Genomic DNA, 22,148 nt, shown 5'->3' with positions numbered 1-22,148 from the left:
GGAGGCCGCCGTCGCGCGGACCGCGAGCCGAACGGGTCACCCGTTCGGTGGCCGCCGCCGGCCGTCCCCGGCTACGGCTGCGGCGCGGTGCGGTCGATCAGGGCGGCGACGCCGTCCAGGATGCACTCCAGGCCGTAGTCCAGCGGGTCCTCCTGCTGCGGCGCGAAGGCACCGGCCGCGATGGCGGCGGTCAGCGCGGGGAAGCGCGCGCCGTGGCGCTCCAGCAGCTCACCGGTGAGTCGGTTCCATTCCCGGTCGCCCTCCTGGTTCGCGTCGAGCCGCTGCTGGGCGAGGCTGCGGATGTGCCCGACGATCAGCAGGAACGTGTCGTGCCGGCGGGCCGGGGGCAGCCCGCTGTCCGCCAGGGCGGCGAGGGCCGCGTCGAGCCAGGCCAGTTGGTTGGGCCCCATCAGCTGCCGGCGCATCGCGGTGGCGGACAGGATCCACGGGTGGCGGCGGTACAGCGCCCAGCACTGCCGCGCCCACTCGGTGAGCCGGGGGCGCCAGCCGCCCTCCGCCCCGCCGGGTGACGGGGTGCCGAGCGCGGTGTCGACCATCAGGTCGATCAGATCGGTCTTGCCGGGGACGTAGCGGTAGAGCGCCATCGTGGTGACGTCGAGCTCTGCGGCGATCCGCTGCATGGAGACCGCGTCCAGCCCCTCGGCGTCGGCGATCGCGATGGCGGTGGCGGTGATCCGGTCCGGGGTCAGGGAGGGCTTCGGCCCGCGCCGGGGCTGCTCCTGTTCTCCCCACAGCAGCGCGAGGCTCGCCTTCGGGTCTCGCTGCTTCTCCGGGCTCCTGGCCATACCCGCACTCCTCGCTCGTCGCGCACCGGTCGGCGGTCGCCGGTGGGCTTTGACGACCACTCAGAACTGTGTATAACATACACACAACCGTGTAACACATATACAGTTTAGGGGAGTAACTGTGATCGGGACCGTGCTTGCCGCCTCCGCCGCCCTCGCCGCGCCCGTGGCCGGCCTGCTGGGCCACCGCCGGCTCAAGCAGCTCCGCAACGCCGAGCTGATGCGGATCGACCACCCGGGCGGTATCGACGAGCAGCGCTTCGTCCGCATCGGCGGGATCGAGCAGTGGATCTCCATCCGCGGCGAGGACCTGGCCAACCCGGTGCTGCTGGAGATCCACGGCGGCCCCGGCTCGTCCAACTCGTTCTTCGGCCCGCGCACCCGGGAGTGGGAGAAGCACTTCACCGTCGTCCGCTGGGACCAGCGGGGCGCCGGCAGGACGCTGGGCCGCTCCGGCCCCGAGGGCCAGGGCGAGCTGAGCGTCGCCCGCCTCCAGGAGGACGCCGTCGAGGTCACCGAGTACGTCCGGACCCGGCTCGGGGTCGAGCGGGTCGTCCTGACGGCGTACTCGTTCGGCAGCGTGATCGGCCTGCGGCTGGCCCGGCGGCGACCCGACCTCTTCTCCGCGTACGTCGGCACCGACCAGAACCTCCACGCCGGCGGCCGCGACCGCTCCGCCCACCACGCCCTGCTGGAACGGCTGCGCACCGCCGGCAGGCGGAAGGAGCTCGCCGCCCTGGAGCGGCTCGGCACCGACCCGCGCACCTGGACCACCGAGCAGTACAGCACCTACGCCCGGATCGCCGCGATGAGCGAGCCGCACACCGCCGACGCCCTGAAGCGCGTGGTGATGGCCTCGCTCTGGTTCTCCCCGCTGCACCGGCTGCGCGACATCGGCATGCTCGGCAAGGGGATGAAGCTCTCCGCGCAGCTCCTCCCGGAGACCGTCGGCTACGACGACTGGGCCGACGGCACCGTCTTCGACCTGCCGTTCTTCGTCTTCCAGGGCGACCACGACCCGTACACCCCGCCGGCGCTCGCCCAGCGGTTCGTCGCGGACGTCCAGGCTCCGGTGAAGGACTTCGCGGTGATCCCGGACGCCGGCCACTTCGCCGCGTTCCGGCACCCCGACCGGTTCCTGGAGCTGATGCTGGCCAAGGTCCGCCCCGTGGTGGCCGACCGGCCGCGCGTCGCCGCCCGTTAGGGCCGGTCAGCGGCCCGGCGGCCAGGGGGTCGCGCGGGGGTCCTGCGGCGGGACCGAGTGGTTGGTGGTGCGGTGGGGCTGGAGGGTGTCGAGCGCCTGGCGGAGCCGGCGGACGGCCGGGTGGTGCGGGCCGTCGCGGCGCTCGCGGTCGAAGAGCAGCTGGAGCAGCCACTGCCAGGCGGCCTCGGTGCCGCCACCGGCCGCGAGGAGCAGGCCGATCCGCTCCCGCAGGTCGAAGGCCCGCTCCGGGTCGGCGTCCGGCGCGGAGGAGAGCAGGGCGCGGTACTCGTCGAGCGCGTCCGAGCCGTGGCCGAGCTGTTCGAGGCAGAACGCGGCGCGGTACCGGGGCTCGCGGGCCTGCGGGCCGTCCGGGCCGCCCTCGGCGGTGGCGACCAGCAGCCGGTACTCGGGCAGCGCCTGCCGGTAGCGGCGCTCCTGGAGCAGGACGCGGGCGTAGATGGTCCGGACGGTGCGCACCATCGGGGCGGCGTCGCCGAGTTCGGCCTGGGCCCGGGGCAGCAGCCGGGCGGCGAGGTCCAGCACCTCGGCGTGCCGCTCGGCGGCGACCAGGTCGGAGAGCTGGGCGCAGGCGGCCGTCAGGTCGGCGGGTGCGGGCGGGGTCGCGGGTGCGGGCGGGGTCGCGGGTGCGGGCGGGGTGGCGACCGGGGTCGCGACCGCCGCGGACGGCACCGCGGCCATCAGGAACGGCTGCGGCTCGGCCCGCCGCGGCGCGGGCGGCACCGGCGGCGGGTCGGCGGCCGCCACCGGCCGCGGCTGCGGCTGGTGGGGGTGGCGGTACGGACGGGCCGGGTCGGGCAGCGGCCCGTAGCGGGGCTGCGGGGCCGACACGGCCGGCGGGAGGAACGGGAGCAGCCGGGCGTGGACCTGCTGGGCGTCGGCCGGGCGGCCGCCGGCCTGCTTGGCGAGCAGGTCGAGGACCAGCCGTTCGATCGGCTCCGGGACGTCGGGGCGGAGGTCGCGCAGCGGGACGGGCGCCTCGTCGACGTGGCGGCGGAGCACCCCGAGGGCGGTCGGTGCACGGAACGGCTCCTCGCCCGCGATCATCGCGTGCAGCAGGCAGCCGAGCGCGTACAGGTCGCTGCGCGGGTCGGTCGCGGCGCCGAGCGCCTGCTCGGGGGCCATGTAGGACGGGCTGCCGACCGGGGCGCCGGTGAGGGTGAGCCGGGTGGCGTCGGTGTCGAGCGCGGTGGCGATGCCGAGGTCGAGCAGGACGATCCGGCCGTCGTCGCGGACCATCACGTTGCTGGGCTTCAGATCGCGGTGGACCACCGGCACGGCGTGGACGGCGGCCAGCGCCGCACAGAGCTGGGCGGCGACGGCGGCCGCGCGCTCGATCGGGAAGGGCGCGTCCTCCGCGATCAGGTCGGCGAGGCTGACGCCGGGGACGCGCTGCATGACCAGGTAGAGCTCGCCGGCGTCCTCACCGGCGTCGAAGACGGTGACCAGGCCCGGGTGGTCCAGGGCGGCGGTGATCCGGCACTCGCGCAGGAAGCGGCGGCGCAGCCGGTCGCCCTCGCGGTCGTGGTCGGTGCCGCCACCGGCACCGGACGGGTGGGCGGGGAGCAGGCGGTCGGTGCGGAGCAGCTTGACCGCGACCGGGCGGTCCAGCCGTTCGTCGTAGCCGCCCCAGACCTGGCCCATTCCGCCGTGGCCGATCTTCTCGGCCAGCCGGTAGCGGCCGCCGATCACCCGGTCGACGCTCACGGGCGGCCCTCGCGGGCCTGACGGCGGAGCAGTTCGCCCAGCTCGCGCAGTTCGTCGCCGGTCTCGGACGAGGAGACGGGGGCCGGGGCGGGGGCGCCGCCCCGGGCGGTCGGGGGCGTGGCGTACGGCGCGACGGGGCCGTCGAAGCGGGTGGCCGGCGGCTGCTGCGGCGTCCCGGTGGGGTACGGAGTGGCGCCCGGGTGCGGGGTGCCCGTCCGGGCCGGAGTGCCGCCCGGGTACGGGCTGATCGCGGTCGCCGCGTACGGCGAGACGGGCGGCGGGGCGGTCGGGGGGTAGTAGGCGGCCGGGGCGGGCGCGGGTCGGCCGGCGTCCCAGACCGCGCGCAGGTCCATCCCCACGAAGTGCAGCGGTGCGCCGAACCAGAGCAGGACCAGCGCCACGGTGCCCACCTTGTCGAGCACGGTGCCGTCACTGTTCCCGCCGGCGATGCCGGCGCTGACCAGGAAGGCGAGGAACAGGCCGGTGAAGACCACCGCGCCGACGACGTCGTACGCCCGCCGGCGGCGGATCGCCAGCAGCAGCGCGGGGACCATCCCGAGCAGGCCGAAGGTGAGCAGCGGGGCCAGGATGCACAGCGTCCGGCCCAGCGCCCCGTACGGGCCGGGGCCCGCCGCGGGACCGGCGCCGGGGCCCGGCAGGGGCATGGGCCCGGTCGGCGGGGCCGGGTAGGACGCTCCGCCCGGTATGCCGCCGGCGGGCACGCCGCCGGGCGGTGGTCCGAACTGCCCGGGGTACTGCCCTGACATCTGCGCTCCTGAGCGGTGAGAACGGCGGTCGGCCGTGCCACGGACGATCCCCGCACACCGTACCGCCCACGACCGACCGGCCGGAGGCCTTCCCGGGCAGTGGACCGGACGGTGGGCCGGGCGGCCAGCGCCGCGCGGGGAGCCGGGAGCGGCCGCGGATGTGACGCCGGGTCGGCGCCGCCGCCGGACCGGCTCGGGACCGGCCCAGGACCGGCTCGGGACCGGCTGGGGATGGGCTCGGGACCGGCTGGGGATGGGCTCGGGATGGGCTCGGGACCGCGGCGGCCTCAGGATTCGGCGGGCCCGGCCGGCGGGGGCAGGGTGCCGGTGGCCAGGCCGTCGGTGAGGGCCTGGGCGAGCGTACGGGCGAGGGCGGCGGCCTGCTGGAGGCCGGCGTCGAAGGCCTCGATCCGGGCGAACGCGACGCCGAGGGCCCGCTGTTCGGTGATCGGCAGACGGGGCAGCTCGACCCTTCGGATGTCCAGGCGGACGGTGGTCGAGGCGTGGCTGGCGGCCCGCCGGGTGGAGGCGGTGGAGCGGAACTGGCCGGCCAGGAACTCCGGGTCGAGCGCGGCCGGGTCGGGCCGCAGCAGGTGGAGCTGGCGGCCGAGCGCCGCGCCCGCGAGCGGGCCGCCGGCCCGGACGACCCGGGCCACTCCCCCGCCGAGCGCGGGGACGAGGACGTCGCCGGGCCGCGTCCGGAGCTCGCCCGCCGCGCCCACCGGGCCGGTGGCGCCCGTGCCGCCGGTGGCGCCGGCCGGGGCGAGGACGGCGCCGGGCGGGTTGCCCGCGACGACGTCCTGGTCGGTCAGCACGGGGGTGTCCGAGCCCGGGGCGCCCGAGCCCGGGCGGGCGGGCACACCGGCCCCGGAGGAGTACAGCTCCAGCACACCGCTGCGGACCAACTCCCCCACCGTGACCACCGGTCCGGCGGCGCCGGCCGACCCGGTGGCGCCCGGAGCCGCGACTGCGCCCGGAGCCGGATCGGGCAGGAGCGCGGACGGCTCCCCCAGGCCGCCCAGCAGCTCGGTCAACCGGCCGCTCAGGTGCGAGAGTTCGGCCGTGCCGCCGACCGGTGAGGCGGGCGGGACGTGGCGGGTCGGCGAGAGGTCGGTCTCGTCGTCGAGCAGGTCGATCGCGGCCATCGCCCGGTGGACGCCCGGCCGGTCCGGCGGCAGCGGCAGGCCCTCGCGGGCGGCCAGGTCGAAGGCGCGCCAGGCGTCCAGGACGGTCCGGCGCAGCTCGGGCCAGCGGACCTTGTCCCGGCCGCCCTCCGCCCCGTCGGAGGCGGCGCCGAACGAGGCCGAGGACGCGTCGAGCAGCAGCACCTGCCGGAAGTCGTCCCCCGGGCGGGGCGCGCGCAGCACCCACAAGTGGAGCGGCACCCCGTACGGCGGGGCGGCGCCGGCGGGGAGGGCGATGACGGCGCGCAGGGCACCGGAGCGCAGCAGCTCGGCGCGGACCCGGCGGCCGGCCCGGCGGGTGGCGACGGTGGGCGGCAGCAGCAGCGCGGCGAGCCCGCCGGGGCGGGTGTGGGCGAGGCAGTGCAGCACCCAGGCGAGCTCGGACTCGCCGCGCGGCGGGACGAGGCCGCCCGGCCAGCGGGCGTCGAACTGCAACTCGTCGTAGCCCCAGTCCCGTTCGTTGTACGGGGGCTGGCAGAGCACGGCCTCGAAGGTGTCGCCGGGGTAGCCGTCGGCGCGCAGGGCGTCGCCGGCCCGCAGCTCGACCGGGAGCGGCCCGGGGTCGTCGGCGGGGGTGTGCAGGGCGAGCCGCAGGAGGGCGAGCACACCGGTGACGCGGTCGGCGTCCTGGCCGTAGCGGCCGGTGGTGGGCGGGAGGGCGAGCAGCAGGGGGCCCAGGCCGGTGGCCGGGTCCAGCACGGTGGCGGGGACGCCGGCGACGGCGGCGAGCAGCTCGGCGGCCTCGGGCGGGGTGGGGCTGAGCAGACGGGAGTTGGCCTCGGCGTACCGGGTGAGCAGCTGCTCGTACGCACCGGCGGCGTCGGCGACGGGGGCACCGGCTGCCGGGATACCGGCCGCCGGGGTGCCTGCCGCCGGGCCGCCGGCCGGAGCAGCGGCGGCAGCGGCCAGCCGGGCGAGCAGCCGGGCCAGGTCGAGCTGGGTGCTGCCGAGCAGGCCGGGGAGGCGGAGGGCGGCGGCGCCGTCCGGGCCGAGCGCCGAGGCGGCGGCCTCGGCGAGGGCGCGGGGCAGCGCGGTGGCCAGTCGGGTGTCGGGCTCGGCGGCGAGGGCGGCCCAGCGTTCGGGCTCGCGGTGCAGCAGCAGGAGGACGGCGCCGGCCTCGGCCAACGGCGCGGCCGGGTGGCCGTCGGGGTCGCGGAGGGTCTCCAGCAACTGCCAGACGCGCTCCAGCAGCGGGAGTTCGGCGAGCTTGCCCTGTGCGCGGAGCCAGTCGGCCACCTGGTCCAGCGCGAACGTCGGGCTGGCGTCGGTGCCGCCGACCGGGCGGGGGAAGTCGGCGTGCCGGCGGCGCCAGTTGCTCACGGCGGCCCGCCCGACCCCGGCCAGCCGGGCGATCTCGACGGCGGTCACCTCGGGACGGTCCGGCATGTGGGGGCTCCTTCGGCAACGCGCGGACGGCGGGGAGGGGCGGGGAGGGGCAAGGAGGGGCGAAGCAGGGCAGGGCGGCACGGAGTGTGACCACACAGCATAGCCAGCGCCACCCCCGCCGGCGTTCACACGTGAACAGAGGTGTTTCTCGATTGGCCGTTGACATCGTTCACAGTGAATGGTGTGATCTACCTGTCGCCGACGCAACCGAGCGCCGGCGGCCCAGGACCGAGAAACCGGGAGAGACCGATGTCCGCCGCCACCACCCCGCGCCGCACCCGCCGCAACGCCGCCCTGCTGCTGGGCGCCGCGCTGGTCGCACTCACCGCGACCGCCTGCAACTCCACCGGCGGCTCCACCGTCGCCACCGAGCCCAAGCAGACCGCCGCTGCGGCCTCCGCCGCCGGCGCGGCCACCGGCGCCGCCGCCAAGCCCGCCGAGAGCAAGCCGGCCGACGCCCCCAAGGCCGCGGCCAAGGTCGGCGACACCATCGCGCTCAAGGGCATGGAGAAGGGCAACACCGCCGACGTCACCGCGGTGAAGCTGGTCGACCCGGCCGAGAGCGCGAACGAGTTCCTCAAGCCCGCCGACGGCAAGCGGTACGTCGCGGTGCAGTTCCAGATCAAGGCCACCGGCGCCCAGGCCTACGGCGAGTCCCCGCTGAGCAGCGCCAAGGTGGTCGACGCGCAGGGCCAGTCGTACGGCCCGACGTTCGCCGAGACCAAGGCCGGACCGGACTTCCAGACCCCCACCAACATCGCCTCCGGCGAGACCGGCAAGGGCTTCGTGACCTTCGAGGTGCCGACCGACGCCAAGATCGACAAGATCCAGTTCGCCCTGGACAACGGCTTCGCCAACCAGGTCGGCCAGTGGAAGATCGGCTGACGCCCCTGTTCACACCCGACGGGGGCCGCGGCCGCCGTCACGCCGACGCCCCCGCACCGCCCCGCCGGGCGACCCGCGAGGCACCCCGCCGACAGAGAACGGCGGTCCCGGGCACCGTCGCCCGAGACCGCCGCTCGTTCCCCGCCTCCACCGAGGCGGACCACTGCCTTCCCGCCGCTACTTCTTCGCCCCCGCCAGGTCGTCGAACATCGCGGACAGGAACTCCCGGCACCAGGCCAGCAGCTCACGCCCCACCAGCGGCTTGCCCCCGATCCGCCCGGTGGCCGGCCGGGGCACCAGCAGCTGCTGGGTGGCCGCCTTCACCTGGCTGCGCGGGTAGAGCCGGTTCAGCCGCAGCTGCTGCGACTCCCGCAGCTCCACCGGGCCGAACCGGATGCTGGTGCCCTGCAGGGTGATGTCCGCGATCCCGCACCGGCGGGCGTACAGCCGCAGCGCCGCCACCAGCAGCAGGTTCTCCACCGGCTCGGGCAGCTTGCCGTAGCGGTCGACCAGCTCGTCCCGGACGTGCTTGATGTCCTCCTCCGAGTTGACCGCCGCGATCGAGCGGTAGGCCTGGAGCCGCAGCCGCTCGCCGGGGGCGTAGTCGTGCGGCACGTGGGCGTCCACCGGCAGCTCGATCTTCACCTCCAGCGGCTCCTCCTCCGGCTCGCCGCCGCCGTTGGCCAGCGACTCCCGGAACTCGGCCACCGCCTCGCCGACCATCCGCATGTAGAGGTCGAAGCCGACGCCTGCGATGTGCCCGGACTGCTCGCCGCCGAGCAGGTTGCCGGCGCCGCGGATCTCCAGGTCCTTCATCGCCACGTACATACCGGCACCCATCTCGGTGTGCTGGGCGATGGTGGCGAGGCGCTCGTGGGCGGTCTCGGTCAGCGGCTTCTCCGGCGGGTAGAGCATGTAGGCGTAGCCGCGCTCGCGGCCACGGCCGACCCGGCCGCGCAGCTGGTGCAGCTGGGAGAGGCCGAAGGTGTCGCCGCGCTCCACGATCAGGGTGTTGGCGTTGGAGATGTCGATGCCGGACTCGACGATCGTGGTCGACACCAGGACGTCGAACTCCTTCTCCCAGAAGTCGACGACCACCTTCTCCAGCTGGGTCTCCCCCATCTGCCCGTGCGCGGTGGCGATCCGCGCCTCGGGGACGAGGTCCTTCAGCCGGGCCGCCGCCCTGTCGATCGACTCGACCCGGTTGTGGATGTAGAACACCTGGCCCTCGCGCAGGAGTTCACGCCGGATCGCGGCCGAGATCTGCTTCTCGTCGTACGGGCCGACGAAGGTCAGCACCGGGTGCCGCTCCTCCGGCGGGGTGGTGATCGTGGACATCTCGCGGATGCCGGTGACCGCCATCTCCAGGGTGCGCGGGATCGGCGTCGCCGACATCGTCAGCACGTCGACGTTGGCGCGCAGCTTCTTCAGCTGTTCCTTGTGCTCGACGCCGAAGCGCTGCTCCTCGTCGACGATGACCAGGCCGAGGTCCTTGAACCGGGTCTCGGAGGAGAACAGCCGGTGGGTGCCGATCACGACGTCCACCGAGCCCTCGAACAGCCCCTCCAGCACCGCCTTCGCCTCGGAGTCGGTCTGGAAGCGGGACAGCGCCTTCACCGCGACCGGGAAGTTGGCGTACCGCTCGGCGAAGGTCGAGAAGTGCTGCTGCACCAGCAGCGTGGTCGGCACCAGCACCGCCACCTGCTTGCCGTCCTGCACCGCCTTGAAGGCGGCCCGGACGGCGATCTCGGTCTTGCCGTAGCCGACGTCGCCGCAGATCAGGCGGTCCATCGGGACGGACTTCTCCATGTCCGACTTGACCTCGGCGATGGTGGTCAGCTGGTCCGGCGTCTCCGCGTACGGGAAGGCGTCCTCCAGCTCGCGCTGCCACGGGGTGTCCGGGCCGAAGGTGTGGCCGGGCGCCGCCATCCGGGCCGAGTACAGCTTGATCAGGTCGGCGGCGATCTCCTTGACCGCCTTCTTGGCGCGCTGCTTGGTCTTCGCCCAGTCCGCGCCGCCCAGCCGGTGCAGCGTCGGGGCCTCGCCGCCGACGTACTTGGTGACCTGGTCCAGCTGGTCGGTCGGCACGAAGAGCCGGTCGCCGGGGTGGCCGCGCTTGGCCGGGGCGTACTCCAGCACCAGGTACTCGCGGGTGGCGCCCTGCACGGTGCGCTGCACCATCTCGACGTAGCGGCCGACGCCGTGCGCCTCGTGGACGACGTAGTCGCCGGCCACCAGGGCCAGCGGGTCGATCGCGTTGCGGCGGCGGGACGGCATCCGGCGCATGTCCTTGGTGGAGGACTTCTGGCCGGAGAGGTCGGTCTCGGTGACGACGGTCAGCTTCAGGGCCTCGTCGACGAAGCCGTGCTCGATCGAGCCGCAGGAGACGTAGACGACGTCCCGGGTGGGCGCCTCGGCGAGGTCGGCCACCAGCCGTGCCGGGATTCCCTCGTTGCCGAGCACCTCGGCGAGCCGGCTGGCCGGGCCGTGGCCCTCCGTCACCATGACGACCCGCCAGTCGGCGGCCAGCCGCTCCTTGGCGTCGGCGATCGCCCGCGCGGTGTCGCCGCGGTAGGCCTCGACGGCGTGCATGCCCAGGGTCAGCGTGTTGGCGTCGAACTCCAGCACCTCGCTGACGCTGGACTCGCTGGTCGCGAACGGGCTGACCGACCACCAGGGCAGGCCGATCTCGGCCGCGTGCTCGCGGACGTCCGCCAGCGACCAGAGCGAGGCGGCGGAGACGTCGATCGCCTCCAGGTCGATCGGCCGGTCGCCGCCGGCCGCGGCCGCCACCCAGGAGGCGTGCAGGAACTCCTGACTGGTCGCCACCAGGTCGGCCGCCCGGGTGCGGACCCGCTCCGGGTCGCAGACCACGGCGACCGAGCCGAGCGGCAGCACGTCCAGCAGCAGCTCCATGTCGTCCACCAGCACCGGCGCCAGCGACTCCATGCCCTCGACCGCGATGCCCTCGGCGATCTTGTCCAGGATCTCGGCGAGCCCGGGGTGCTCGGCGGCCAGTTCGGCGGCCCGGGCCCGCACCTCGTCGGTCAGCAGCAGCTCGCGGCAGGGCGGCGCCCAGAGGCCGTGCTCGGCGATCTCCAGCGACCGCTGGTCGGCCACCTTGAAGTAGCGGATCTCCTCGACGTCGTCGCCCCAGAACTCCACCCGCAGCGGGTGCTCCTCGGTCGGCGGGAAGACGTCCAGGATGCCGCCGCGCACCGCGAACTCGCCACGCTTCTCGACCAGTTCGACCCGGGCGTAGGCGGCCGCGGCAAGCCGGCGGGCCACCTCCTCCAGGTCGTGCGACTCGCCCCGCTGCACCGCCACCGGCTCCAGCTCGGCCAGCCCCTTCACCTGCGGCTGGAGCACCGAGCGAACCGGCGCCACGACCACCTGCACCGGCCCGGCGGCCGCGTCGTCCACCCTCGGGTGAACGATCCGGCGCAGCACGGCCAGCCGGCGGCCGACGGTGTCCGAGCGCGGCGAGAGCCGCTCGTGCGGCAGGGTCTCCCAGGCCGGGAACTCGGCCACGGCGTCGGGCGGCAGCAGCGAGCGGAGCGAGGCGGCGAGGTCCTCGGCCTCCCGGCCGGTCGCGGTGACGGCCAGGACCGGCCGGCCGCGCTCGCCCGCCGCCTGCCCGGACAGCGCGCGGGCCAGTGCGGCGATGGCGAACGGCCTGGCGGCGGGCGGGCCGACCAGGTCGAGATGGTGGCGGCCGCCCGCCGCCGGCCCGGTGGCGGTCGCGGCCTCGATCGCCTCGGCGAGCGCCGCGTCCCGCGCGACGACATCGAGCAGTCCGGTCAGGCTCATCTGGAGTCTCTTCTTCGTCCCGTGGCTGGTGCTGCCCCCGACGCGGGAGAGGCCCGCCGGGGCAACGCGAACGGCCCGGCGCGCCCAGCGGCCGGGGGTCTCCAGCCTACGCCGCGGCGCCGACACGTACGCGACACGCGGCCCGGCACGGCCGCGGCGACGGCCAGCCGCGGGCCCGGGGGCCGGCCCCGGACGGCGAGGTCGCCACCGCTGCGCGGAGAAGCGCCGGAGAACGCGGGAAGTCCATGACGTGTCCACGACGAATCCTGGTCGCGGACGAATCACCGGCCCGGGGCCGGGGCTCCGCCTCCGCGATCCGCCACGAACTGGACATACTCCTGTCACTGCCCGTCCATGGAGATCGCGCACCATGGTGAACGTGCCCGCCGCACCCAACCGTGGGGGATGGCTGCGGTGGCACAGTCGCACACCCGATGGGGGTCGGGGGTGCGAGGCCGGGCGGCCCTGGGTGGGGGCGCCCGCCCAAGCGCCGGGAACCGTGGCGCCCTTTCCTGGAGGGCGCCACGGGTCTCGGCCTCTTTCGTCTTCCGCCCCTCTCACCTCTCCCGCACCACTCGCACCACCCGCCCCGGACCGCAGGCACCCGCCCTGCACCACAGCCGGCGGCCCCGCGTTCCGCGCCGTGCCGTTTTGCGCATACCGGCACACGGCCCGCCACCGCTCCCTACCCTGTTGTGAAGACCGTGTGGGGACGCCCCGGAGGGGCCAGGGGGCGTCGCGATGGAGGGGGTTCTTCGTCATGCGCGTTGTCATCGCAGGCCAGGGCTACGTGGGGCTGCCGCTGGCGGTCCGGGCGGCCGAGGTGGGACACCAGGTGATCGGCTACGACGTGGACGAGCGCCGGATCAAACGGCTGGCGATCGGCGAGTCGTACGTCGAGGACATCCCCGCCGAGCGGCTGCGGCCGCTGCTGGAGAACGGGACGTACCTGCCGTCGGCCGAGCCGGCCGACGTGGCGGGCTTCGACATCGCGGTGATCACCGTGCCAACCCCGCTGCGCGACGGCGTGCCCGACCTGTCCTTCATCGAGGCCTCGGCCCGGCTGCTCGCCCAGCACCTGCGGCCGGGGGCGACCGTCGTCCTGGAGTCGACCACCTACCCGGGCACCACCGAGGAGCTGCTCGCACCGCTGCTGGAGGAGGGGTCGGGGCTGACCGCCGGCCGCGACTTCCACCTCGGCTACAGCCCCGAGCGGATCGACCCGGGCAATCCGACCTGGCGGCTGGAGAACACCCCGAAGGTGGTGTCGGGGATCGACCCGGCGGCGCTGGCCGCGGTCGAGGGCTTCTACGGGCAGCTGGTGGAGCGAACGGTGCCGGTCTCCTCCTGCAAGGAGGCCGAGCTGACCAAGCTGCTGGAGAACACCTTCCGGCACGTCAACATCGCGCTGGTCAACGAACTGGCGATGTTCGCGCACGACCTCGGCATCGACGTCTGGGAGGCGATCGACGCCGCCTCCACCAAGCCGTTCGGCTACCTGCGCTTCACCCCGGGGCCCGGCGTCGGCGGGCACTGCCTGCCGATCGACCCGTCCTACCTCTCCTGGCGGGTGGAGCGGGCCCTCGGCCAGTCGTTCCGCTTCGTCGAGCTGGCCAACGACGTGAACAGCCACATGCCGGACTACGTGGTGCGCCGGCTCGGCGAGGCGCTGAACGAGCGCCGGCGCTCGGTGAAGGGCTCCCGGGTGCTGCTGCTCGGGCTCGCGTACAAGAAGAACACCGGTGACGCCCGCGAGACGCCGGCCGCCCGGGTCGCCGAGCTGCTGACCAGGATGGGCGCCGAGGTCCGGGCCGCCGACCCGCACGTGGTGGTCGGTGTGCACGTGCCCGAGCCGGTGATCCCCGGCCAGCGGGCCGCCGAGCAGGACCCGCACGGCGATCCGTTCGCCGCCGTCCGCCGGGTCGAGGCGACGCCGGAGGAGCTGGCCGGCGCGGACGCGGTGGTGCTGCTCGCCGACCACGACGACTTCGACTACGAGGCCGTGACCACGCACGCCCGCTACGTGCTGGACTGCCGCCGCCGGCTCTCGGGCGCGGCCGTCGAGGTGCTCTGACGGCGGGAACGGCGCGGTGCCGGGCGTCCGCACCCGCCCGGCACCGCGCCCGTCCCGTCCCCGCTACCAGCGGGAGAGGTTGATGTCGTACATCATCACCTGGTGGCCCTGGTTGCCGTTGAAGTCGTACTGCTCCCAGTTGAAGACGGTCCAGGAGCCCATCCCGCCCCCGAGGTAGGTGATGACCTTGTTGTTCCCCGCGTCGATCCGGTCGACGTTGTAGATGCGCACCGCCGTCCAGCCGTCGTTCGCGAAGCAGAGCCGGCCGCTGTAGCCGTAGTTGTACACCTTCGCGAAATCGGTGCGGTTTCCGCACTCGACCCGGTTCACCGCGTTCGCGGTGGTCGCCGGGAACAGCGCGGCCGCGGCGGCGGCGACCCCGGCCAGCACGCCGATCCGGCGCGCCACGGCTTTTCCTGAGCGGCGTTCGATGCGCGGAGCTGCGGGATTTGTGCGGTGAATCATGAAACCCCTCCATCGGCAGCGGTTGCGACTCCAGAGATTCGCATGGCGACTTACCCCCGAACAGGTGATTTCCGGCCAAGCCGCCACCACCGGCGATACCCCGGGATCGGGCCGAATGGGAATGCGCTATGGTCCGAACAACCTTGCCGCGCTTGAGGATCGGAGCAGAAGGTTTGGCAGCGCCAGCACATTTCGGACGATTCGCCGCCATAGCCCTTACGGGCGTTTTGGCCATCCTTTCCACTGGCTGCACCGACTCGTCCGGAGAAGGCCCCGTGGATTCCCCGGCGAAGCCGCCGCCGATCGCCGACCCGAAACCGCCGGAATCGGGGCGCGGCGGAATGACCGGACTGCCGCTCTCCGCTTATCAGGCCAATGACCAGGATGCCGTGAAAGAGATTCGGGCGCGGAATGTGCTGATCGTCTCGTGCATGCGGAGGGCGGGGTACACCGGGTTCACCGGCGACGGTCTCCAGGACGCCCAGGCGCCGGACGACGCGACCGCCCTGCCCGCCGGCGGCTGGGGGTACCTCGGGCAGGAGGCGGCCGCCACGCAGGGGTTCCACCCGCCGAAGCGCACCCGGCCCCGGCCGACCGGGCCGGCCGCCGGCTCCGGCGAGGCGTACGACGCCACCCGGGTGGACTGCGACCGACAGGCGGCGGAGCGGATCGGGGCGCCGCCCGGGGCGGGGGCGGAGCTGATCGGCCGGCTCTTCGACGAGTCGATCGGGGCGACCGGCCGGGACGGCCGGGTGGTCACGGCCACCAAGGAGTGGTCGGTCTGCATGGCGGGCACCGGCTTCCGGGCCGACGATCCGGCGGCCCTGGCCGAACGGTTCCGCAGCGCCCCGGAGACCACCCCCACCGAGCTGGCCACGGCCCGCGCCGACGCGGACTGCACCGCCCGCGTCAACCTGGCCGGGATCTGGTTCGCCGTCCTGGCCGGCTACCAGCGGCAGCAGATCGAGCGCAACGCACAGGCCCTGACCGCCCACCAGGAGGCGGTCAGGGCCCAGGAGGCCAAGCTGGCACAACTGCTCGCGGCCGAGGGTTCCTGAGGCGGATCGGCCCGTGGCCCCGGCGGGCCGTCAGTGCCGCTTGTAGCCCACCGTGTTCGGGGTGGCGTAGTCGCTGCCGTCGTCGACGATCACGATCTTCGGGATGATCCGGGTCTCCTCCTCGGTCCGCTTCCCGCCGTCCGCAGGCGCGCCCGGGGCGGACGCGGCGCCCGGCGGCGAGGACGGGCGGGGCGGCACCGCGGAGGCCGCGGCGGGCACGGAGGTCCCGGAGGCCGCGGCGGGCACGGAGGTCCCGGAGGCCGCGGCGGGCACGGAGCCGGCGGGCGCCACCGGGCCCGGCGTGACCGGCCCCGGCGTGACCGCGGCGGGGGCGACCCGACCGGGGGTAACCGCGGCCTGCACCGTGGTGGCCGCGCCGGTACCGGGGGCGGTGTCCTTGCGCAGGCCGGCCACCGCGATCTCACCGGTGTCCGCCTCGGAGTCCACCACCGGCGCACCCTCGGCCGGCTCCACGGCTGCGGGCTCTGCGGCCCCGGCCGCCTCGACCGCCTCGGCGGGCTCGATCGCACCCACGGCCGCGCCGGTGAGCGAGGCCAGGGTGCCCTTGATGTGGTCCAGGTGCTGCTGCACCGTCTCCTGCCGGGAGGCGAACTCGCGCTGCTCGCGCTCGCTCGCCGTGTTGATCCGCTCGGCCTCGCGCCGGGCCTGCTCGATCAGCTCGTCCGCCCGGGCCTGCGCCTCGGCGTCCGACTGCTTGATCCGGCCGAGCACGGCCTCGCGGTGCTGCTCGGCCTCCTTCAGCCGGCGCTCGGCGGTCGCCGAGACGGCGGAGTCCTCGCCGTCGGCCTTGGCCTCGGCGGCGGCGAAGGACTCGTCGGCCGCCCGGCGGAGCTCGGCCAGCTTGGCCTCGGCCCGCTCGGAGGCCTCGGCCGCCGCGACCCGCACCTTGGCGGCGTGCGCGGTGGCGGAGTCCCGGACGGTGCGGGACTCGCGGTCGGCGTCGGCCCGGACCGTCTCGGCCTCGGCCCTGGTCCGCTCGTCGGTGCGGCGGGCGGCCTGGTCCGCCTCGGACCGGGTGGTGGCGGCGTACTCCTTGGCGGCTCGGGCGAGGTCCTGGCCGGTCTCGTAGACCTCGTCGCGGAGGTCCTCGGCGGCCCGCTCGGCCGCCTCCCGGACGGCCCGGGCCTCGTTCTCGGCCATCCGGGCCAGACCGGCGGCCTGGTCACTGAGCACGTGGTAGTCCGGATCCGGAGCATCGGCGGCGGCCTGCCGGATCTCGGCAAGGCGGCGCTCCATCTCCCGGATCCCGGCACCCAGCACGCTCAGCCGCTCCCACGCCTCGTCGCGCTGGGCGGTGAGAGCCACCAGGGCTCGGTCGACCTGCTCGGGCGCGTAACCGCGCCGGGCAGCGGTGAAGCCGTACTGGGGGACGGCGTCGCTCATGGGCTCTCTTCCCCTCGGGTCGCGGGCTGCGGAGCCCATGATCGGACGGAACGGACGGATCCGGAACCGGATGCCGGAACCAGGTCCGGATTCGCACGTCACACGGATCGGAACATGTCGAGGAGTGGGTGAATACACCCATCCTCTTGACCTATTTTGCGCAGATCGGGGCGAAACCCCAACGAGGCAGAGCCGCCCCGGCATGCCGAAGGGGTCGTCCCGGCCACCGGAACGACCCCTTCCACCTGCACGGATCCACGACGGTCCGCTACAGCAGGCCGTCCCAGAACTGCTCCAGCAGAACGGCCCACCAGGTGTCCGCGGACTGCAGGGCCGCCGGGTCGATCGCGGCGAGCTGGGCCTGGAAGTCGGTCGTCCAGCGACCGGCCTGGTCAGGCGTCAGCCCGTACCGCAGCCGCCACATCCGGCCCAGCAGGGCCAGGGCGCGGACGAACTCCGGTACACCGCTGTTGACGAAGCGGGGGGGCTCGCCGGTTCCCTCCAGGTCGACCGCGACCACGTGCGCCGTGCCGTACTGCACGCAGAGCTGGCGGCCGTAGTCGTTGCCGAGCACCAGGTAGCCGCCGAACTCCGGCCCGCCGGTCAGGCCGCGCTCGGCGGCCAGCTCGGCGAGCGTCGGGATCGGGCGGCCCTCCTGGGCCTGGGCCCAGAAGAACGGGCCGAAGTCGCGCGGCAGGCCGGCCCACATCAGGGTCTGTGCCACCGGCTCGGGGACGCCCTGGCGGGCGACCGCCCGCTGCTCGAAGCGGAACACGTTCTGGCCGAACGCCTGGCCGAGCTCCTGGGCCAGCTGCTGCGGCGCGATCGGCGGCAGCGGCGGGACGGTGCCCGGCGCCGGCAGCGGCACCCGGAACGGCCGGACCCGCTGCGGGCCGGAGGCCAGCTGGTGCAGCTCGTCCAGGTGGTCGAGCAGCTGGGCCATGCCGGCCTGCCGGGAGTGGTGGTCGCGGCCGTAGTCGGCGGTGTGGGTGAGCCGGACGTTCGGCCAGGAGGCCGCGATCATGCGGTTGCAGTAGCCGCCCGGCAGGTCGCAGGACTCCAGCTCGGTGTAGAGCTCCAGCACCTGCTCCGGCGGGACGTTCAGCCGGCGCAGGTCCTGGAGGATCTTCCACTCCGGATGCGGGGTGCCGGGCTCGCTGCGGTGCAGCAGCTTCTGCTCGGAGCCGTCCGGGCCGCGGTAGCTGAGCGCAGCGAAGTAGCCGGGGCCGACGGCGGGCACGCCGGGCGGCACCGGGGCGCCCTGCGGCGGTCCGGGGACGGCGGCGGGCGGGACGGCCGGGGCCGCCGCCGGGGCGGGCGCGCCGGCCGAGGGCGCGCCGGGGTAGCCGTAGCCGGCCGAGGGCGCGCCGGGGCCGCCCGGACCGGGCGGCGGCGGGACGGCCGGTCCGCCGGACGGCGGGGTGCCGGGGTCGACGGGCGCGCCCGGGGCGCCGCCGAGCAGCACCGGGTCGATCGCGCTCGCCAGCTGGGTGCGCTCGTACGCCACGCCGGCGCCGGGCGCGCCGGACTCGGCGGCCGCCGGCGGGGCGTCGGCACCGCGCAGGCCCGCCGGCGGCGGGGGCGGCGGCGCGCTGTCGGCGCTGCGACCGCCGGCGCCGGCCGCGGGGCCGCCGGAGCCCGGGGTCTGCCGCAGCTCGCCCGGCGGGGGCGGCGGGGGGGCAGAGCCGGGGTTGCGGCCGAGCGAGACCGGGGAGCCGGACGGGCCGGACGGGCCGCCGCGCAGGGCGGCCGGCGGGGGCGGCGGCGGGGCGGAGGCGGGGCTGCGGCCGCGCGCGCCCTGCGGCGCGTCGGCGCCCGGGGCGCCGGCCGGGATCCCACCGGGCGGCGTGCCGGGCCCGGGGGCGCCGGGCAGGCCGGCCAGACCGGGCAGGCCGTCCGGCGGCGCCAGCATCGTCGGGGCGTGGTCGACGGCCGCACCGCCCTGCGGCGGAACGGCGGGCCCGGGGGCACCGGGGGCACCGGGCAGACCGGCCAGGCCCGGCAGGCCGTCCGGCGGCGCCAGCATGGTCGGCGCGTACTCGACCGCCGGACCGCCCGGCGGCGGGGTCGCGGGCGCGCCGGGGCCGGGCACGCCGTGCGGCGGCGTCCCGGGCACGGGCGCACCCGGCAGGCCGGCCAGACCGGGCAGGCCGTCCGGCGGCGCCAGCAGTGTCGGCGCGGGCGCAGCGGCCGCAGCGGGCGCGGCGGGCGGCATACCGGGAACCGGCGTGCCCGGCACGGGCGTGCCGGGGCCGGACACCCCGGGCAGGCCGGTCAGGCTCGGGAGCAGCTCGGTGGCCGCCTCGGAACCGGGGCCCGGCGCGCCGGGCAGGCCGGCGCCGTTGGTCCGCAGGCCGTCGGGCAGCAGCACGGTCGCCGCCTCCGCTCCGCCGGGCGCCGGCGGGGCGGCCGGGGGCACCGGGGCGGCCGGGGGCACCGGGGCGGCGGGCGGCGCCGCGGGCGGGCCGACCGGCTCTTCGTGGGCGGGCGGCGGGGCCAGCATGGTCGGAGCGTCGCCCGCCGGCCGCTCGGAGACCGGCGGCGTGGTCAGCACCGCGGGCGCCGGGGCGGCGGGCGGCGCCGGCGGGGCCTGGGCCGGGGCCGGGGCGGCCGGTTCTGCCGCGGCGGCGGCCGGAGCCGGCGCCCCCAGGCGCTCGGCCTCGGCGGCGATCGCCGCCTCGCCCGCCTCCTGGAGCCACTGCGGCGGGCTGAGCAGGAAGGACGTCGCCTCGACCGGTCCGGGCGCGGGCCGCGCCGCCCCGGCCGGGTTGGCCGCGACCGGGCGGCCGTAGACCTCCTCGAACTGCCGGACCACCTCGTTGACCGGCAGCGCGGGCCACAGCGTGCTGGCGCCGGAGTCCCGGGCGATCACCAGCCGGGCCTCGCCGGCCGAGCCGTCGTCGCCGCCCGGGTCGCCGTCGGCGGGCCGGACCGCCCAGCAGACGAAGCCCAGGTCGAACTCCCGGACCCGCACCTCGCGCTGCTGCGAACGCGGCACCCCGCCGTTGATCCACTCCTCGGCGAGTTCCTGCGCCTGCGCGTACGTCACCACGCCCGGTTCACCCCTGTCCCCTTCGTCCCCGCTTGTTCCACCATCACCGCAAGTACCGCCGGCGGCCCGGCCGGCGCGACCGCACCCGACGCAGCCACGTCAGCCCACCGGCACGGCGCGGGCGAACCCGCCGTCCACCATCAGCTCCGCCACCGTCTCCAGCTCCGGCGGGCTGCCGGCCAGCCGGAGCAGGAAGGCGTCGAAGTCTTCGCCGCAGGGCAGCAGCAGCCGGGCGACGCGGTCCTCGGGCGCCTCGGGCGCACCGCTGTCGCGGGCGTCGTCGTACAGGCAGAACCAGACCGAGCCGGCCCGCTCGCCGCGCACCTTGAGCGCCACGATGCCGCCCTGGGCATAGGCGATGCCGAGGTAGTCCTTGGTGAGGTGGTCGCGCAGGCACTTGTTGGCGTAGACGACGTCATCGGTCCCGTACTCCTCGCTGAGGGTCAGGAACGGCTGGTCGAGCAGCATGCCGAGCTCGGGGTCGAGCGCGACGCCGACCGCGGCGCGGCCGCCGCCGAGCTTGAGGAAGGTCCGGTAGGCGCCGGGCAGCCGGTAGCCGAGGCGTTCCTCGGCCCGCTGCACGAGGTCCTCCGGGACGCCGATCGGGTCGCCGCCGTCCTTGGCGAGCGAGAAGTGCACGGGCCGGCGCTCCTGGAGCGGGCGGGTGCCGCGGCGGCTGTGGTCGGCGGTGGAGGTGGCCAGGCCGCCGTGGTGCCGCAGCAGGGCCTTGACCTCGACCGGGACGAGCTCCATCCGGCGCCAGCCGGGCGCGGCCCGGCCGACCGCGTGGTGCCAGGTCCAGCCGGGCGGGGTGGCGACGGCGGTCTCCAGGTCGGCCCAGAGCGGGTGGCCCTGGGTGAACTGCGCGGCGTTGGCCGAGACGTAGTCGGTCAGCCGCAGCTCGTCGACCCCGAAGCCCGCCGGCGGGTCGGCGACCTCGGCCACGGCCGCCGTGTAGGGGCCGAAGTCCGGGTAGCCGTACTCGTCCATCCGGACCCCGGCGGGGTGCCGCTCCGCGCGGACCGGATCCGGGAAGTGCACCACCTGACCTGCGTACGCCGCGTTCGGTGCGGCGGAGACGCCGGGCCGACCTGTCGTCATCTGGGAGCCCCCACTGGCTGCTGCAAATTCTCCGTGCCTGCTGGCTACCAGCGTAGGGGGTCGGCCCCGGCCCCGGACCCCCGCCCGGGGGACCGGGACCGCGGCGGGGGTCAGGAGGCGAGCGCCTTGGCCAGGGCCTCGGCGACGCGCTCCTGCTGGGCCGCGGTGATCTGCGGGAAGAGCGGCAGGGTGAGCAGCTCCCGGGCGGCCCGCTCGGCGACCGGGAACGCGCCCTCGCCGTGGCCGAGGTGACGGAACGCCGGTTGCAGGTGGACCGGCACGGGGTAGTGGATGCCGGCGCCGATGCCGGCCTCCTGGAGCGCGGCCAGGACGGCGTCGCGGTCCCGGCCGGGGCCGATCCGCACCGCGTACAGGTGCCAGACGTGCTCGTTGCCGGGCGCGGTCCGCGGCAGGGTGACGCCGTCGAACCCGGCCAGCAGCCGGTGGTAGCGCTCGGCGGCGGCCCGGCGGGCCCCGTTCCAGGCGGGCAGCCGGCGCAGCTTGGCCCGCAGCACCACGGCCTGGAGCGCGTCCAGCCGGGAGTTGAAGCCGAACCGCTCGTGCACGTACTTGCGCTCCGAGCCGTGGTCGCCGGTCAGCCGGACCGCCGCGGCCAGCCCGTCGTCGTCGGTGGTGACGGCGCCCGCGTCGCCGTAGGCGCCCAGGTTCTTGCCGGGGTAGAAGCTGGTCGCGGCGATCCGGCCGTACAGGGCCCGGCCGTACTGGCGGGCGCCCTGGGACTGCGCGGCGTCCTCCACCACGGGCCGGTCGCCGGCCAGCTCCAGCAGCGCCGCCATCGGGGCGAGCTGGCCGTTGAGGTGGACCGGGAGCAGCGCCGCGGCCTGCGGCAGCACGTCCGCCACCCGGGCCGGGTCGATCAGCAGGTGGTCGTCGTCGGCGTCGACCAGGACCGGGCGCAGCCCGGCCCGGACCACGGCCTCGGCGGTGGCGACGAAGGTGTTGGCGGGCAGCACCACCCCGCCGCCGGGCGGCAGGTCCAGGGCGCGCAGGGCCAGTTCGAGGGCGTCGGTCCCGTTGGCGGCGCCGACGCAGTGGCGGGTGCCGGAGAAGGCCGCGTACTCCTCCTCGAAGCCGGCCGCCTCCGGGCCGCGGATGTAGCCGCCGGTGGCGAGCACCCGGTCGAAGCCGGCCCGGACCTCGGCCTCCACCTCGGCGTGCGCGGCCCCGAGGTCGACGAGCGGGACGGTCGTGTCGGTGGTCATCCCT

14 protein-coding genes are annotated in these 22,148 nt (G+C 75.8%); 4 read left to right on the top strand and 10 right to left on the bottom strand.

The features are described from left to right. Positions 1–71: 71 nt before the first annotated feature. Complete coding sequence (locus tag ACIPSC_RS17000; RefSeq protein WP_400826420.1) at positions 72–806, bottom strand: TetR/AcrR family transcriptional regulator; 735 nt, start codon at positions 804–806, stop codon at positions 72–74. A gap of 121 nt (positions 807–927) precedes the next feature. Here ACIPSC_RS17000 and ACIPSC_RS16995 point away from each other — a divergent pair, with 121 nt between their 5' ends. Next, a complete protein-coding gene (locus tag ACIPSC_RS16995) occupies positions 928–2,010 on the top strand; it encodes an alpha/beta fold hydrolase (RefSeq protein ID WP_400826418.1) in 1,083 nt (360 codons plus the stop codon). 6 nt (positions 2,011–2,016) lie between these two features. Here ACIPSC_RS16995 and ACIPSC_RS16990 read toward each other — a convergent pair whose 3' ends face one another. The 3 genes from ACIPSC_RS16990 to ACIPSC_RS16980 all read right to left on the bottom strand — a co-directional run bounded on the left by ACIPSC_RS16990 (position 2,017) and on the right by ACIPSC_RS16980 (position 7,072). Next, entirely contained in the window at positions 2,017–3,735 is a 1,719-nt protein-coding gene (locus tag ACIPSC_RS16990) for a protein kinase (protein ID WP_400826416.1), read from the bottom strand. Beyond that, on the bottom strand, positions 3,732–4,502 hold the full coding sequence (locus ACIPSC_RS16985) for a hypothetical protein (protein WP_400826415.1): 771 nt from the start codon (positions 4,500–4,502) through the stop codon (positions 3,732–3,734). The genes ACIPSC_RS16990 and ACIPSC_RS16985 overlap by 4 nt, the downstream gene beginning before the upstream one ends. A 287-nt stretch (positions 4,503–4,789) precedes the next feature. Further along, positions 4,790–7,072 carry an N-6 DNA methylase gene (locus ACIPSC_RS16980; RefSeq protein ID WP_400826413.1) on the bottom strand — a complete coding sequence of 761 codons (2,283 nt, stop codon included), beginning with the start codon at positions 7,070–7,072 and terminating at the stop codon, positions 4,790–4,792. Between the two features lie 249 nt (positions 7,073–7,321). Here ACIPSC_RS16980 and ACIPSC_RS16975 point away from each other — a divergent pair, with 249 nt between their 5' ends. After that, on the top strand, positions 7,322–7,957 hold the full coding sequence (locus ACIPSC_RS16975) for a DUF4352 domain-containing protein (RefSeq protein WP_400826412.1): 636 nt from the start codon (positions 7,322–7,324) through the stop codon (positions 7,955–7,957). A 177-nt stretch (positions 7,958–8,134) separates the two neighbouring features. Here the strand turns inward: ACIPSC_RS16975 and mfd are convergent, their stop codons facing one another. Next, on the bottom strand, positions 8,135–11,767 hold the full coding sequence (gene mfd, locus ACIPSC_RS16970; RefSeq protein WP_400826410.1) for a transcription-repair coupling factor: 3,633 nt from the start codon (positions 11,765–11,767) through the stop codon (positions 8,135–8,137). Positions 11,768–12,527: 760 nt separating this feature from the next. Here mfd and ACIPSC_RS16965 point away from each other — a divergent pair. Then, positions 12,528–13,841, top strand: a complete 1,314-nt coding sequence (locus ACIPSC_RS16965) for a nucleotide sugar dehydrogenase (protein WP_400826409.1) — start codon at positions 12,528–12,530, stop codon at positions 13,839–13,841. A 63-nt stretch (positions 13,842–13,904) separates the two neighbouring features. Here ACIPSC_RS16965 and ACIPSC_RS16960 read toward each other — a convergent pair whose 3' ends face one another. Next, positions 13,905–14,249 carry a beta/gamma crystallin domain-containing protein gene (locus tag ACIPSC_RS16960; RefSeq protein WP_400826407.1) on the bottom strand — a complete coding sequence of 115 codons (345 nt, stop codon included), beginning with the start codon at positions 14,247–14,249 and terminating at the stop codon, positions 13,905–13,907. A gap of 488 nt (positions 14,250–14,737) precedes the next feature. Here ACIPSC_RS16960 and ACIPSC_RS16955 point away from each other — a divergent pair, with 488 nt between their 5' ends. Continuing rightward, positions 14,738–15,364: a hypothetical protein gene (locus ACIPSC_RS16955; RefSeq protein ID WP_400826406.1), complete on the top strand. Its 627-nt coding sequence runs from the start codon at positions 14,738–14,740 to the stop codon at positions 15,362–15,364. Positions 15,365–15,394: 30 nt separating this feature from the next. On the opposite strand, the gene ACIPSC_RS16950 is transcribed toward ACIPSC_RS16955, so the two are convergent. From ACIPSC_RS16950 to ACIPSC_RS16935, 4 genes are all read right to left on the bottom strand, one after another. Further along, a complete protein-coding gene (locus tag ACIPSC_RS16950; RefSeq protein ID WP_400826405.1) occupies positions 15,395–16,768 on the bottom strand; it encodes a hypothetical protein in 1,374 nt (457 codons plus the stop codon). A gap of 268 nt (positions 16,769–17,036) precedes the next feature. Next, entirely contained in the window at positions 17,037–19,820 is a 2,784-nt protein-coding gene (locus ACIPSC_RS16945) for an SUKH-4 family immunity protein (protein WP_400826404.1), read from the bottom strand. A gap of 99 nt (positions 19,821–19,919) precedes the next feature. Continuing rightward, complete coding sequence (locus ACIPSC_RS16940; protein ID WP_400826402.1) at positions 19,920–20,921, bottom strand: SMI1/KNR4 family protein; 1,002 nt, start codon at positions 20,919–20,921, stop codon at positions 19,920–19,922. 110 nt (positions 20,922–21,031) lie between these two features. Continuing rightward, positions 21,032–22,144 carry a DegT/DnrJ/EryC1/StrS family aminotransferase gene (locus ACIPSC_RS16935; RefSeq protein ID WP_400826401.1) on the bottom strand — a complete coding sequence of 371 codons (1,113 nt, stop codon included), beginning with the start codon at positions 22,142–22,144 and terminating at the stop codon, positions 21,032–21,034. Positions 22,145–22,148: the final 4 nt, after the last annotated feature.

Origin of the sequence: Kitasatospora sp. NPDC090091 (assembly GCF_044747365.1) — a bacterium.
GTDB lineage: Bacteria > Actinomycetota > Actinomycetes > Streptomycetales > Streptomycetaceae > Kitasatospora.
The sequence above is the reverse complement of the archived record's forward strand: the minus strand, read 5'-3'. Positions and strand labels throughout refer to the sequence as shown.